Consider the following 13,660-nt stretch of genomic DNA (forward strand, 5'->3'; position numbering starts at 1 on the left):
TTATTTTCTTTTCACACTCCAAAATTTGGCTTCAGACTGATATACTGTATCTTTGGAAAAAGAAACAATAATAGATATCAGATACCATGGAGTTAACAATAAAACAATACAACAAAACAGAAGTACAGATCACCTCATTCGAAACTAAAAAGGGAATCACGGAATATCATGTCATCTTCCAGCAGACAGATTATATGGAAGATTATCCTACCCAATTAAATAATCTGTTACAGGCATACACCCAATGTGTCGAAGAACTTCCGGGTAACCCGACAGCGGTATTCCGCCGTTACTTTATGAGTGACGTTACCAATCAAACCGCCTTGTTAATGGAACAGGAACGCTCCAATCCGTATTGTGCTTTATCCATCGTACAGCAGGCTCCCGTGAACGGGACCAAAATAGCTCTTTGGGCATGGCTCCAGACAGGCGTACAGACACAGGTTCTTCCCAGTAATCTGTTTGAAGCATGTCACGGCAGTTACCGCCAATTGTTCGGTGCCAACCTATGCAACCGGGCTGCCAATTCGGAATATCAGACACGCCTTATTTTCCGCGATTATATCATGCAACTGACAGCAGCCAACTGCACGCTAGCCAATAACTGCATACGGACCTGGATATTCGTACAGAACGTCGACGTGAATTATCCGGGCGTAGTCAAAGCCCGCAAGGAGGTATTCGCGACACAGAACTTGACGGAAAATACTCATTTTATAGCCAGTACCGGCATTGAAGGCCGTTATCAGGACACGAATGTGTTCGTTACCATGGATACGTATGCCGTATCGGGTATCGGGCGGGAACAAATCCAATACTTATATGCCCCCGACCATCTGAGCCGGACTTATGAATACGGAGTGACTTTTGAAAGAGGCGTTGCCATCACCTATGGCGACCGCCGCCATGTCTTCGTATCCGGTACGGCTAGCATCGACCGGTATGGCGAAATCGTCCATCCGGGGGATGTGATCAAACAATCCGAACGCATGATCGAAAATATCACCGCCCTGCTCAACGAAGCAGGTGCCGACCAGAACGATATCATGCAGGCCATCGTCTATATACGGGATACCGGCGATTTCGCCCGCGTTAAACAGTATATGGAAACCCATCATCGGAACATGCCTCACCTGATCGTCCGTGCCCCGGTATGCCGATCCGGATGGTTGGTTGAAATAGAATGCCTGGCAGTCGTTGCCGTCGATGAACCGGAGTATCCGGCATTCTAACCAAAAAGCACTAACAAATATAGAATAATAATAACGTATCTATTGGCTGACAAAAAAGAAGTATCTTTGAACAGTCAAACACCAAAACAAAAAAGGACGATTATAGCTTATGTATAAAAATGGAAAATACAGGGAAACCGACAAAATGAGTGATCTTATATGCGAGAACTATCCGATGGTTCTTGTTATGAGCCGTTTTGGCATTGCCCTGGGCTTCGGCGAAAAGAATATCGGAGAAGTATGCCGTCAAAATGGTGTCGACGCCTGTACCTTTCTCACAGTCGTCAACTTCCTGACACAAGATGTATCCGCCCCGGTCATGAATGTAGACAAATGTCTGTCTATTGAGGCACTGATCACCTATCTCCATAATGCACACGATTACTTCCTGAACTTCCGTCTTCCGCATCTGCGCAGAAAACTTCTGGAATCGATCGGCGAATGTCCGCAGGACGTTGCTTTCGTTATCCAACGTTTCTTCGATGAATATGCCGAAGAGGTAAACAAACATATGTCATATGAAGAAAAAGTAGTTTTCCCGTATGTCCGTGACCTGCTGAAAGGGATAAAGGATCCGAAATATAACATCTCTATCTTCCGGAAACGGCATGACCAGATAGAAATGAAAATTGTCGAACTGAAGAATATCCTGATCAAATATTACCCGGGACCCGGAAGTAATTTACTGAACAGCGTCTTGTTCGACATCTTTGCTACGGAACAGGACCTGGCTTCCCACAATCATGTGGAAGACTATCTTTTCATGCCTGCCATACTTGCATTAGAAAAAACAATTAAATAACAACCTATGAGCGCCTATTTGAAGATCGTTATTGCTGAACCTTCCGCTATTGTCCGTAGCGGCCTGGAGACAATACTGAAACACCTGCCAGGTCTCCGCATCCAGGTATCGGAAATAACTACCATCGAATCGCTTACCGAGGATCTCCGGACACACCAACCGGATATTCTTATCATCAATCCTTCTATTCCGGGTTATTTCACGATCCCTCATTTAAAGGAGATGACCGGATGCCCGGATATGAAGTGCTTCGCGCTGCTTTATACACTCACGGATCATTCCCTTACCCGTTATTATGACGATCAGATCAGCATCTTCGACAGTGCCGACGAACTGAAGCATAAACTGGAACGCCTGCACACAAAAAAAGAAGAGGGCGATGAATCGGATGAACAACAAACATTGAGTACCCGCGAAAAAGAGATTGTCGTCTGTGTGGTCAAAGGCATGACCAACCGTGAAATTGCCGACCGTCTTTTCCTCTCTACCCACACCGTTATTACGCACAGGAGAAATATCGCCCGTAAACTACAGGTACATAGTGCCAGCGCCTTAACGGTTTATGCCATTGTGAACAAGCTGGTAGAGCTTAAAGATATAAACAGATAAAACAGAACCACCTTAAATGGGGTATAGCCAAAGAAAAACTTAACTTTACTTACTGTGATCTGACCGGAGCTGAAAAATATAAACGTATATTTGCAGACAGAGATTATCTATGGCCTATCCCCGGCCTCGAAATCGAACGGAATCCGGCCCTGGCGCCTAATAACCCGGACTGGTAAAAATAAAATACCATGAAGACAGACAGATTAATAGTACTCGCCTCCTGTGCAGCCCTCGCGGCAGCACAGGCTCAGGCAAAAAAGCCGAATGTGCTTTTCCTGATCGTAGACGACCTGCGGACGGAACTGGGATGCTACGGAGCTCCACAAGTGAAAACGCCGAATATCGACCGGTTAGCGCGAAACAGCACAGTCTTTGCAAACGCCTACTGCAATGTACCCGTCAGCGGAGCCTCCCGCGCCAGCTTTCTGACAGGTGTATATCCCAAATTCCCGGAACGCTTCATCGATGCCGACACCTACGCACAGACAGACGCTCCCTGGGCTATCCCCATCTCACAAACGTTCAGGGATCAGGGGTATTACGCCACCTCCACCGGTAAGGTATTCCATAATACCGACGATCATGAAGGTACGTGGAGCGAGGCACCCTGGGCTATCAGTCCAAACAGCAAAGACTGGGCGGAATATAACAAATGGGAATTATGGCTGAACGATGAATCAGGCAAGCACCTGAACCCCAAAAACAACCGGGGACCGTATTGCGAATCGGCTGATGTACCCGACAGTCTGTATGAAGACAACAAAATCGCCCGCAAAGCTATCAGCGACTTACAACGCCTGCAAAATAGTGACAAACCTTTTTTCATGGCAGTAGGCTTCCGGCGCCCCCATCTCCCTTTTAACGCACCTAAGAAATATTGGGATCTATACAAACGAGAGGAGATCGTTACAGCCGACAACCGTTATCTGCCGGAAGACCTGCCTAAGCAGGTGTACAGTTCACGTGAGATTTTCCAGTACACACAGACCGGGAATGTTGACAGTGACGACTTTCACCGTGAAGCGCGGCATGCCTATTATGCCTGTGTCAGCTTCGTCGACGCACAGATCGGGTTGGTTCTGGATGAGCTGGATAATTTGGGACTGGCCGATAATACCATCGTCGTCCTCGTGGGTGATCACGGATGGCATTTGGGTGAACATACTTTCTGGGGAAAGCACAATCTGATGAACCATGCCACACGGGCTCCCCTGATCGTCCGTATGCCCGGAACATCCGACGGAGTTTCCCGCGGCATAGTTGAATTTGTCGACATCTATCCTACCCTCTGCCAGGCATGTAAAATAAGTTGTCCGAAGTCGGTACAGGGTAAAAGTTTTCTCCCGCTTCTGAAAGATCCGGAAAGTAAAGGAAAAGCATTTGCCTTTATCCAATGGGGAAAAGGGACGAATGTAGTCGACGGTAATTACAGCTATGCCGAATGGACCGACAAAGAACGCCGGTCCGCCGGAGAAATGTTGTTTGATCATTCCGTCGATCCGGAAGAGAATACAAATGTCGCCTCCCAGACCAGATACCGGAAACAGACAGACCGTTTCCGGAAAGCAATCCACCAATTCAGAACACGCATATTAAAAGATTAGAACATGATACACAAACCGACTGTTTCCTGGCTGTTATGTCTCACGATTTCTGCTGTTCCCTGCCTGCAGGCCCAGCAGAAAGCATTACAAGATATCCGCATCCCGGACACTTACAAAGTAACAAACAAGGCTATTTACCATAAAGGTTGGATCGACTTCAACAAAAATGGCAAGAAAGACATTTACGAAGACCCGTCGGCTCCACTCGACAACCGTATCGAAGATCTATTGTCACAGATGACGGTCGAAGAGAAAACCTGCCAGATGGTAACCTTATACGGCTATAAACGGGTACTGAAAGACGACCTGCCCACCCCTGAATGGAAAAATCAGTTGTGGAAAGACGGCATGGGTGCCATCGACGAACATCTGAACGGTTTCCAGCAATGGGGATTGCCGCCATCCGACAATCCATACGTATGGCCGGCTTCACGCCACGCATGGGCTTTGAATGAAGTACAGCGTTTCTTTATCGAAGAAACACGCCTCGGTATCCCTACCGACTTTACGAACGAAGGGATCAGAGGAGTTGAAAGTTTCAAAGCGACCAATTTTCCGACTCAGCTGGGATTGGGTCACACCTGGAACCGCAGCCTGATCCGCCAGATCGGTTATATCACCGGACGTGAAGGCCGCCTGCTGGGTTACACCAATATTTATGCCCCCATCCTGGATGTGGGACGCGACCAACGCTGGGGCCGCTATGAAGAAGTATACGGAGAAAGCCCCTATCTGGTAGCCGAACTGGGTATCCAGATGGCTAAAGGAATGCAACAGGACCATCAGGTGGCTGCCACGTCAAAACACTATATAGCTTACAGCAACAACAAAGGAGGACGTGAAGGGATGTCGCGCGTCGATCCGCAGATGTCACCGCGCGAGGTCGAAAATATCCATGTCTATCCATTCAAACGGGTAATTCGCGAAGCCGGAATCTTAGGAGTCATGAGTTCTTACAATGACTACGACGGCTTTCCCGTTCAAAGCAGCTATTACTGGCTGACAACCCGTCTGCGGGGTGAAATGGGATTCCGCGGCTATGTGGTATCAGACAGCGATGCCGTAGAATACCTGTATTCCAAACATAATACGGCAGAAGATATGGAAGAAGCCGTTCTTCAAAGTGTTGAAGCCGGTTTGAACATACGTTGTACCTTCCGTTCGCCCGATTCTTATGTCCTGCCGTTGCGCAAGCTGATCAAAGAGGGAGCTATCAGCATGGAAACGATCGACAGCCGTGTCCGTGATATCCTGCGGGTTAAGTTCCTTGTCGGACTATTCGACAATCCTTACCAGACCGACCTGAAACAAGCCGACAAAGAAGTGAACAGCCCGGAAAATCAGCAAATAGCCTTACAGGCTTCAAAAGAATCCCTGGTCTTACTGAAGAATAAAGACAATCTGCTACCTCTGGATGCGAATAAAATCAGCAAAATAGCCGTTTGCGGTCCCAATGCCGATGAAAAGTCTTTTGCCCTGACCCATTATGGCCCGTTAGCCGTAGAAGTCACAACTGTCCTGGATGGCATCCGCAACAAGGTCAAACCCGGCACGGAAGTTCTATACACAAAAGGATGCGACCTGGTAGACCCAAACTGGCCGGAGTCTGAACTGATGCGTTTCCCGCTCAGTGATGAGGAAAAGAAAGAGATCGACCTCGCCGTAGAAAACGCCCGAAAAAGTGATGCCGTTGTCATAGTTCTGGGTGGAGGCACCCGGACCTGCGGAGAAAACAAATCACGTTCCAGCCTGGAACTGCCGGGACGGCAACAGGAATTACTGGAAGCAGTAGCAGCCACCGGAAAACCGGTTATCCTGGTACTGGTCAACGGTCGTCCGCTTTCAATCAACTGGGCGGACAAGTTCATTCCTTCCATACTCGAAGCATGGTATCCCGGCTCACAGGGCGGTATAGCCGTTGCAGATGCCCTATTCGGAGATTATAACCCGGGAGGTAAACTGACCGTCACTTTCCCGAAGACAGTCGGACAAATACCATTTAACTTCCCGAGTAAACCTGCGGCACAGATAGACGGCGGGCATAATCCGGGTATGAAAGGAAATATGTCACGTGTAAACGGTCCGCTCTATCCGTTCGGTTACGGACTAAGTTATACTACTTTTGAATATTCCGACATCACTGTGCACCCGGCTGTCATCACTCCAAACCAGGAAGTGACGGTCAAATGCAAAATCACGAACACGGGGAAAAGGGCTGGTGACGAGGTTGCCCAATTATATGTGCGCGATCTGCTCAGCTCCGTAACGACCTACGAAAAGAAACTTTGCGGATTCGAACGTGTCGGGCTGGAACCGGGAGAAACCAAAGAAGTCACTTTCATCCTCCATCCCCGCGAACTACAGTTATATAATAAAGAGAACCAATGGGTGGTTGAACCGGGAGATTTCAAGATTATGGTAGGAGCCTCGTCAGAAGATATCCGGCTGAATGAACGTATCCGCGTGATAAAATATGGAAAAGGCGATTCGGGCGTAACCACCACTTCCGGTTTTGGTAAATCGGTGAATGCCAGTACTTCGCCCGAAACAGCGGTACAGGTCCTGGATAAGAATTTTTCAACCGCCTGGAGTGCCGGAAAAGGAGAATCCATTACATTCGCCCTTGAAAACAATGCATCTCCCAACCGTATCTCCATCGCATGGAAAGAAAAGAGTACGGATGCCGCTTTCGAGATACAGCTTTCCAGTGGCGGCGGCCAGTTCCTGACCGTTTATTCGGGAAAGATTGAAGCGACCAACGAGCTGAAAAACTACCGGTTCAAAGGTACAACAGCCAGTGATATCCGAATCGTAATCACTTCCGGCAATGCTTCCATCTCTGAAGTAGGAATTGCTGAATTGAAAAAATAAAGACCTCATAGCTGATCCAAACGACCAGCATCCGTTAAAAGACCGACAGGCACCCGTTGATGAACGGATGCCTGTCGGTTTTTTGTCCGGTGCCTACTCATTTATCCGGCTCTATACTCCTGGGGAGTTTTTCCAAACTGGGCTTTAAAAGAATGACGGAAATAACGGAGACAACTCCCCCTATTTACCCTAATTATTCTTAATTATTCACCCTTTTTTTTTAACTACTACGAACTTTCGCGTATCTATGCATGTTACATTGATGAGTATCACCAATAATGAATATCATATGAAGAAATTCTTTTTAATAGGAGCAACGTTATTCCTTTCTTTATATGCTAGCGCACAGCATGTTGCATTAAAGAATAATATCGTCTACGATGCCACCGCCACTCCAAACCTCGGTCTGGAAGTAGGACTGGGAAAAAAGGTCACAATGGACCTTTCTGCGGGTTACAACCCATTTGAGTTTAGTAACGACAAACAATTCAAGCACTGGCTTGCCCATGCAGGTGTCCGGTTCTGGACTTGCGAAAAGTTCAACGGAACGTTCATCGGAGTTCACGCACTGGGCGGACAATATGACGTAGCCGGATTCAAGCTGCCGTTCGACATGTTCAAGAAATTGCGCGACCATCGATACGACGGTTATATGTATGGCGGCGGAGTAAGTATCGGTCATCAATGGATCCTAAACAAACGTTGGGGTATCGAAGGTGAGATCGGTGCCGGTTACGCCCGTATGCATTACGACGAATACGCAAAAGGCAAAGACATGCCGAAACTTCGAACAGGTAACCACAATTACTGGGGTGTGACGAAAGCGTCTATCTCCTTTATCTATTTTATCCACTAATTTATCAACTACTAAAATCAAGTAAGTAAAATGAAGAATTTATTTTATATTGCTACCGTTTTGTTGTGCACCACGTATGGAAGCATGCAAGCGCAGACTGTTAGCCCGGACGGTATAGCATACAGCGACCTGCAAATAAAGAAAGAAGGCAGCGAGGTTGTATTGTCGACGACTGCCAACCTCACAAACATGAACCTGAAATCGCAGAACATGGTAATCATCACCCCGGTGCTTCAATCGGCAGACAAAGCAAATACAGTCAAGTTCGACCCGTTTGTCATTACCGGCAAGAAACGTATGAAGGCACTCAACCGTGAGATGTCTTTCGGTGCCGAACCGTTCGCACAGACACCGACCGTGATCTTCCGCCACAAGAAAAACGAAGTGGAATCGATCCCTATGACGCTGACCGTACCTTACGAAAGCTGGATGCGTAACGCCTCGCTCGTGATGCAGGCGAATACCACCGGATGTGCATCCTGTGATGTAGCCAGCAATATCACTCCGCTGTCGTCACGCATATTGCCTCCGGTAGTTGCACCGACTTACGAACTGAGTTATGTGACTCCTCCGGCAGAACCGGTAAAACAGCGTAGTGAAACACACTCGGCTTATCTGAACTTCGAAGTGGGCAAATCTGTCCTGCTGCATGACTTCAAGAATAACGCCGCCGAGTTGAAAAGCGTAAATAAGATCGTCAATGAAGTACGTAACGACAAGAACCTGAAGTTCACAGAGTTTAATATCACAGGATATGCTTCACCGGAAGGCGGCTACGACTATAATATGAAACTGTCGGAAAGCCGTGCCAAGGCATTTGCCGCTTACATGAAAGATAAGGAAGATATGAACCCGTCGCTGATGAAGGTAAACTGGGAAGGTGAAGACTGGATCGGTTTGCGCAACACGATCAAAGCATCCAACCTGTCCGACCGCGATGAAATCCTGAAAGTACTGGATATCTCCGACATCAATAAACGTAAGGCACAGCTCAAAGCCCTGAACGGAGGACGTACGTACCGCATGTTGCTGGACGATTATTATCCTGCCCTGCGTCGTATCGACTATACGCTGGCTTACATTGCCCGTCCGTTCGATGTGAACGAAGCCAAACAGGTAATCAAGACGAAACCTCAGTATCTGAGTCTGAACGAAATGTTCGTGGTAGCCAATACGTACCCGAAAGACAGCCCGGAATTCAAAGAGGTATTCGATATTGCCGTACGCCTCTATCCGACCGATCCGGTTGCACAGCAGAATACTGCCGCTCTTGAGATCGAACGCGGAGCTACTGAAGCCGGCATCGAACGTCTGCAAAAGATCAACACACCGGAAGCCTGGAACAACCTCGGTGTAGCCTACGCCAAGAAAAAAGAGTATCAGAAAGCACTCGAATATTTCAGCAAGGCTGCCAATGCTGGTGTCAAAGCCGCAGCCGAAAACCAGGAAGGGTTGAGCAACTGGCTGAAAGAACAATGAAAATGAATCTTTCGACCCGGCATCGGTAGCGAAAAAGGTCGTATTAGTTACAGCCCTTAAAATAATAAAACCCCGGTAAACATCACGTCTACCGGGGTTTTATATTCATATAAGTAGAAAAAATCATTCTTTCGATTTCCACTCGTTGATCAGTTCGTTGATCGTCTCGCGTACCGACATGATGCGGCTGGTCTTCCAAGCATTGCTTCCGGCAAAGGCATATCCGTTCTCAAAGTTTCCTTTGAAAGCGTTGTACAAAGCCGTGACGATGCAATAAGGACTTCGCGAAATGTCGCACGTCTTGATGCAGTTGAAAGGACACGCTTTCGGTTGCTTGATCCCTGCTTTCACCTTTTCGAGGAAGTTGCAATGGATCGCACGACCGGGCATACCGACCGGGCTCTTGATGATCTCGATGTCCTTCTCTTCCGCTTTAATATAGCTTTCCTTGAAAGCGTCGGAAGCATCACACTCGGTAGTCGTGACGAAACGGGTTCCTAATTGAACGCCCGATGCTCCAAGGTCCATCATGCGTTTGATATCTTCACCCGTATAAATGCCTCCTGCTGCAATTACCGGGATACTCTTGTTGTATTTCTCTTCGAAGAGAGAAACTTCGTGTACTACCTGCGGCAGTAACTCTTCCAGTGAGAAATGTTCGTCTTCCAGCTGGTTCTCCTTGTAACCGAGGTGACCGCCGGCTTTCGGACCTTCCAGCACGACAGCGTCGGGCAGGTAGTCGTAGTTGTTTTTCCATTTCTCGCAGATGATGCGTACGGCACGTGCACTCGATACGATGGGCACGAGCTTCGTCACACTGTCTTTCTTCAGGAAAGAGGGTAAGTCGAGCGGCAGACCTGCACCACTGAAGATAATATCCACCTTTTCGGCGATACTTGTCTTCACCAGTTCGGCAAAGTCTGACAAGGCTACCATTACGTTTACACCGATGATACCTTTTGCCTTTTCACGAGCTTTACGGATCTCTTCAGCCAGGCCCAAATTGCCGGCTTCAGTGTAATTAGGAGATAATTTCTTATATAAAAGTCCGAGACCGGCTGCGGAGATAACGCCAATCCCACCTTCATTTGCAACGGCCGAGGCTAAGCCGGATAGAGATATTCCTACGCCCATCCCACCTTGGATAATTGGGAAACGGGGTTTGAGATCTCCGATTGTTAATGTCTTCATGTAAGTTTATATAGTTTATAAATACGCAGCAAAGGTAGCACAATAAACCAAATGATGTGCAAAAAGGACCAATATTATTGCACAGGTATATCTTTTTTGTGCAATAACATCAGTCCTTTACGACTAAAACCAAAGCAAAACCTTTAAAGACTAAACTATTTAACCGGGATATAACCCACTTTCTTCACAATTTCCTGTCCCTCAGCAGACAATACATAATCGATGAACGGTTTCACAGGACCTTCGTTTTTTGCCTCGTAATAGTAGAACAACGGACGGACAATCGGATAGGTCTTATTCTTTGCATTGGCAAAAGAAGGTTCCACATAATTCTTTCCGGCATCGTAAGAGACATGAAGCGGTTTTACGTCTTTATTGACATACGCCAGTCCGACGTAGCCGATAGCACCTTTTGTCTGGCTTACCGACTGGATGATAGCTCCTGTCGCGGGCATACTCAGGATACCGTTCATATAATTCTTGTTCTTCAATACACTTTCCTTGAAAAACTCATAGGTACCGGAAGAAGTTTCACGCGAATAGGCAACGATCTTCATATCGACTCCGCCTACTTCTTTCCAGTTCTTGATCTTGCCGGTGAAGATTCCTTCCAGCTGTTCACGGGTCAGGTTGTCTACCTTATTGGAAGGATGAACGACTACCGCCAGGGCATCATAAGCGATCACCACCTCCTTTGCATTCTTCTTTGCTTCCTGCAGACGAACTTTTTCATCGAATTTCATTTTACGGGAAGACATCGCAATATCGGTCGTTCCTTCCATGAGAGCAGAGATACCGACACCCGAGCCGCCACCCGTTACGGTCACTTTAGTGCCTTTATGCTTATTCATAAAATTCTCGGCCTCCGTCTGGCTGACGGGCAGACAAGTATCACTTCCTTTGATCTTCTGTGCAAATACATTTGTTGTAAATAAACCGATGGCCATAGCAGCCAAAAGAATCGTCTTTTTCATTACTCTTATTGAATTAATTTTCTTACTGCAAAGTAAGCACAAGAGTATTTCAACGACATGAAACAGGTATTACATTTGTATGAAGATGAGAGTGATATTGTTTTTCCGAAACAAAAACGTATATTTGCAATTCACAAAAGAAAGGAGTTTATCATGACACAGCTAATTATTACATTAGACGATTCGGTTAAGTTGCCGGATATAAAAAAAGCCCTTTCCTTGCTACGCGGAATAAAGCACATTACAGTAAAAAAAGAGGAACCAAATGCCGAAACCCGAAAAGCAATGGATGATATAAAAAAAGGGAATACTATTAAATGCAACGATTTCAACGATTACCTTAACAAAGTAAAGTGAGCATGTACGCAATTGAATTTACCCGGAAATATCTGAAAGACCTTAAACTAGCCCGGAAACGAAACCTTGACGAGTCTAAGTTAAACGAAGTGATCTCCATCCTGAGCAAAGGAGAAGCATTACCTGTTAAAAACAAAGATCACTCTCTGAGCGGAGATTACTCCGGGTTCAGAGAGTGTCATATTACACCTGATTGGCTTCTTATTTATTCAATCGATCATGGATTGAAAATACTGGAATTAGTCCGGACAGGTTCACATTCCGACCTGTTTTAGAACTTATACTGCAAACGAACCGTCAGCACATTGTCCTTGCGGTCTTTTTCATAGCCTTTTACGAAGTCGCTTTTCTCGTTGAAGTTAAATTCGTAGTAAGCCTGTACGCGGATATGTTTGTTGAAGCGGTAGAGAGCTCCGATACCGAATGTGCTTTGTGCCAGGTCCGTTTTGGAGGTATTGGAGTTTTCCTGACCGATCTCGTTGCCTTTCAGTTTGGTGTTCGGATCGTATACGTCATACTTGAACACGGCAGAGAACGGAGAAGTTCCGATGTCCTGCACCAGGTAGAAGAAATAACCGATGAACGGGCGTTTGAACAAAGCATTCTCCGGCAGGTTTTCCGGACGCGTACCGGTATTGGGACTCTTACTGCTGGAGGCAATCCCCGGCTGTGTACCGATAAGACCTTCCGCACGCAGAGTAGTCATACCCCATGAACTCAGATAGCTGAACTGGGCATCCAAACCGAGATATTCACGTTTCATATACGTACCCGTTTCCCCTTTGTCTACCTTGACGAAGCGTTTGTCTACCATCTCATATGCATCCGTTGTCGGATTGTAAACGCCACCATTATAATAAGAGAAGCCGGCTCCCCACTTTCCCCAGTTGCCGATTGCTTTCTCTGCACCCAGGCGACCGATAAAGTCCTTGCGGCTGTCGGTTTCACGGTTAATACTGTTACCGGCAAATAGACCTGCATCCAAACGAAGGAAAGCCAAAGGACTTTCCTTTTTAGTACGGAGAGTCAGCATGGCTCCCAGGTCACGTTCATCCGGGAAAAAGTACTGAATGATCGTGGCACGTTCGGGAGATTCCAGTCCGCTGGTCGAATAACCGATCTCATAACCGAAAGGACGGTTGAAAACACCCGCCATCAGCTGGCTGCGCTTCGTCCAAGGATCTTTGATGCCGATATACAAGTCGCGGAAACTGACACCTTTGTCGTTCGCTTCGATCTGTACGGCTCCGGTACCGATACCGTCGTTGTATTCAAACTTCAGTCGTCCGCGACGGATACCGATGCGGTTGAAACCTTTGTCTTCATGTTCGTTCTTATCGCCGACTTTCAGGGTGGCATCTTCCTGTCCATATTGGTATTGCCCCTGAATATAGGCTGAGACTTTAAACTTGCTCAGCCCTTTCACTATCTTATCCAGCGTCGCTGTCTCTTCCGCAAGCGAGTCGATGCGGGTTTCTAATTGTTCCATGTTCTGTGCTCCCGCAAAAAGGGGGAGAAGCGCCAACAGGAGAAGCGCCGTTAATTTCATTTTCTTCATTCCTGACTTTGTTGGTTGCGGTGAAAAATGTGTTACATCACTGTTTCCGGTTGCAAAGAAAACGCTTTTCTGTTTCACATATGTTTCATCCTTGTTACAAAGGTGAAAACAAACTATTACAAACTTA

12 protein-coding genes are annotated in these 13,660 nt (G+C 46.9%); 9 read left to right on the plus strand and 3 right to left on the minus strand.

Going from position 1 to position 13,660, the window contains the following annotated elements; genetic code table 11:
• Positions 1 to 86 precede the first annotated feature (86 nt).
• The 7 genes from P3L47_RS02595 to P3L47_RS02625 all read left to right on the plus strand — a co-directional run bounded on the left by P3L47_RS02595 (position 87) and on the right by P3L47_RS02625 (position 9,453).
• Positions 87 to 1,232, plus strand: coding sequence for a Rid family hydrolase (locus P3L47_RS02595; RefSeq protein ID WP_277782580.1), 1,146 nt, complete (start codon positions 87 to 89; stop codon positions 1,230 to 1,232).
• A gap of 109 nt (positions 1,233 to 1,341) precedes the next feature.
• On the plus strand, positions 1,342 to 2,034 hold the full coding sequence (locus tag P3L47_RS02600; RefSeq protein ID WP_277782581.1) for a hemerythrin domain-containing protein: 693 nt from the start codon (positions 1,342 to 1,344) through the stop codon (positions 2,032 to 2,034).
• Positions 2,035 to 2,040: 6 nt separating this feature from the next.
• Positions 2,041 to 2,643, plus strand: coding sequence for a response regulator transcription factor (locus tag P3L47_RS02605; RefSeq protein ID WP_122363751.1), 603 nt, complete (start codon positions 2,041 to 2,043; stop codon positions 2,641 to 2,643).
• A 188-nt stretch (positions 2,644 to 2,831) separates the two neighbouring features.
• Entirely contained in the window at positions 2,832 to 4,247 is a 1,416-nt protein-coding gene (locus tag P3L47_RS02610) for a sulfatase (protein WP_277782582.1), read from the plus strand.
• A gap of 3 nt (positions 4,248 to 4,250) precedes the next feature.
• The gene (locus tag P3L47_RS02615) at positions 4,251 to 7,118 is read left to right on the plus strand and encodes a beta-glucosidase (RefSeq protein ID WP_427910530.1); all 2,868 of its coding nucleotides are present in this window, start codon (positions 4,251 to 4,253) and stop codon (positions 7,116 to 7,118) included.
• Positions 7,119 to 7,407: 289 nt separating this feature from the next.
• The gene (locus P3L47_RS02620) at positions 7,408 to 7,974 is read left to right on the plus strand and encodes a DUF3575 domain-containing protein (protein ID WP_122363795.1); all 567 of its coding nucleotides are present in this window, start codon (positions 7,408 to 7,410) and stop codon (positions 7,972 to 7,974) included.
• A gap of 30 nt (positions 7,975 to 8,004) precedes the next feature.
• Positions 8,005 to 9,453, plus strand: a complete 1,449-nt coding sequence (locus tag P3L47_RS02625; protein WP_277782583.1) for a DUF3868 domain-containing protein — start codon at positions 8,005 to 8,007, stop codon at positions 9,451 to 9,453.
• 123 nt (positions 9,454 to 9,576) lie between these two features.
• Here P3L47_RS02625 and P3L47_RS02630 read toward each other — a convergent pair whose 3' ends face one another.
• The gene (locus tag P3L47_RS02630) at positions 9,577 to 10,644 is read right to left on the minus strand and encodes an NAD(P)H-dependent flavin oxidoreductase (protein WP_277782584.1); all 1,068 of its coding nucleotides are present in this window, start codon (positions 10,642 to 10,644) and stop codon (positions 9,577 to 9,579) included.
• Between the two features lie 155 nt (positions 10,645 to 10,799).
• Entirely contained in the window at positions 10,800 to 11,618 is an 819-nt protein-coding gene (locus P3L47_RS02635) for a phosphate ABC transporter substrate-binding protein (RefSeq protein ID WP_277782585.1), read from the minus strand.
• Positions 11,619 to 11,675: 57 nt separating this feature from the next.
• Here P3L47_RS02635 and P3L47_RS02640 point away from each other — a divergent pair, with 57 nt between their 5' ends.
• Both P3L47_RS02640 and P3L47_RS02645 read left to right on the plus strand, forming a co-directional pair.
• The gene (locus P3L47_RS02640; protein ID WP_147383024.1) at positions 11,676 to 11,975 is read left to right on the plus strand and encodes a hypothetical protein; all 300 of its coding nucleotides are present in this window, start codon (positions 11,676 to 11,678) and stop codon (positions 11,973 to 11,975) included.
• Between the two features lie 2 nt (positions 11,976 to 11,977).
• Positions 11,978 to 12,250, plus strand: coding sequence for a type II toxin-antitoxin system YafQ family toxin (locus P3L47_RS02645; protein ID WP_122363746.1), 273 nt, complete (start codon positions 11,978 to 11,980; stop codon positions 12,248 to 12,250).
• On the opposite strand, the gene P3L47_RS02650 is transcribed toward P3L47_RS02645, so the two are convergent.
• On the minus strand, positions 12,247 to 13,533 hold the full coding sequence (locus P3L47_RS02650) for a hypothetical protein (RefSeq protein ID WP_277782586.1): 1,287 nt from the start codon (positions 13,531 to 13,533) through the stop codon (positions 12,247 to 12,249). The two genes, P3L47_RS02645 and P3L47_RS02650, sit on opposite strands and share 4 nt — an antisense overlap.
• Between the last annotated feature and the right edge of the window lie 127 nt (positions 13,534 to 13,660).

The sequence above is a fragment of the Parabacteroides chongii genome (genome assembly GCF_029581355.1).
Classification (GTDB): Bacteria; Bacteroidota; Bacteroidia; order Bacteroidales; family Tannerellaceae; genus Parabacteroides; species Parabacteroides chongii.

Excerpts from the sequence above, each read along its gene's own strand:
- P3L47_RS02630 (WP_277782584.1), bottom strand. The coding sequence starts at position 10,644 with ATGAAGACATTAACAATCGGAGATCTCAAACCCCGTTTCCCAATTATC.
- P3L47_RS02650 (WP_277782586.1), bottom strand. The coding sequence starts at position 13,533 with ATGAAGAAAATGAAATTAACGGCGCTTCTCCTGTTGGCGCTTCTCCCC.
- P3L47_RS02605 (WP_122363751.1), top strand. The coding sequence starts at position 2,041 with ATGAGCGCCTATTTGAAGATCGTTATTGCTGAACCTTCCGCTATTGTC.
- P3L47_RS02645 (WP_122363746.1), top strand. The coding sequence starts at position 11,978 with ATGTACGCAATTGAATTTACCCGGAAATATCTGAAAGACCTTAAACTA.
- P3L47_RS02610 (WP_277782582.1), top strand. The coding sequence starts at position 2,832 with ATGAAGACAGACAGATTAATAGTACTCGCCTCCTGTGCAGCCCTCGCG.
- P3L47_RS02640 (WP_147383024.1), top strand. The coding sequence starts at position 11,676 with ATGAAACAGGTATTACATTTGTATGAAGATGAGAGTGATATTGTTTTT.
- P3L47_RS02595 (WP_277782580.1), top strand. The coding sequence starts at position 87 with ATGGAGTTAACAATAAAACAATACAACAAAACAGAAGTACAGATCACC.
- P3L47_RS02635 (WP_277782585.1), bottom strand. The coding sequence starts at position 11,618 with ATGAAAAAGACGATTCTTTTGGCTGCTATGGCCATCGGTTTATTTACA.
- P3L47_RS02625 (WP_277782583.1), top strand. The coding sequence starts at position 8,005 with ATGAAGAATTTATTTTATATTGCTACCGTTTTGTTGTGCACCACGTAT.
- P3L47_RS02615 (WP_427910530.1), top strand. The coding sequence starts at position 4,251 with ATGATACACAAACCGACTGTTTCCTGGCTGTTATGTCTCACGATTTCT.
- P3L47_RS02600 (WP_277782581.1), top strand. The coding sequence starts at position 1,342 with ATGTATAAAAATGGAAAATACAGGGAAACCGACAAAATGAGTGATCTT.
- P3L47_RS02620 (WP_122363795.1), top strand. The coding sequence starts at position 7,408 with ATGAAGAAATTCTTTTTAATAGGAGCAACGTTATTCCTTTCTTTATAT.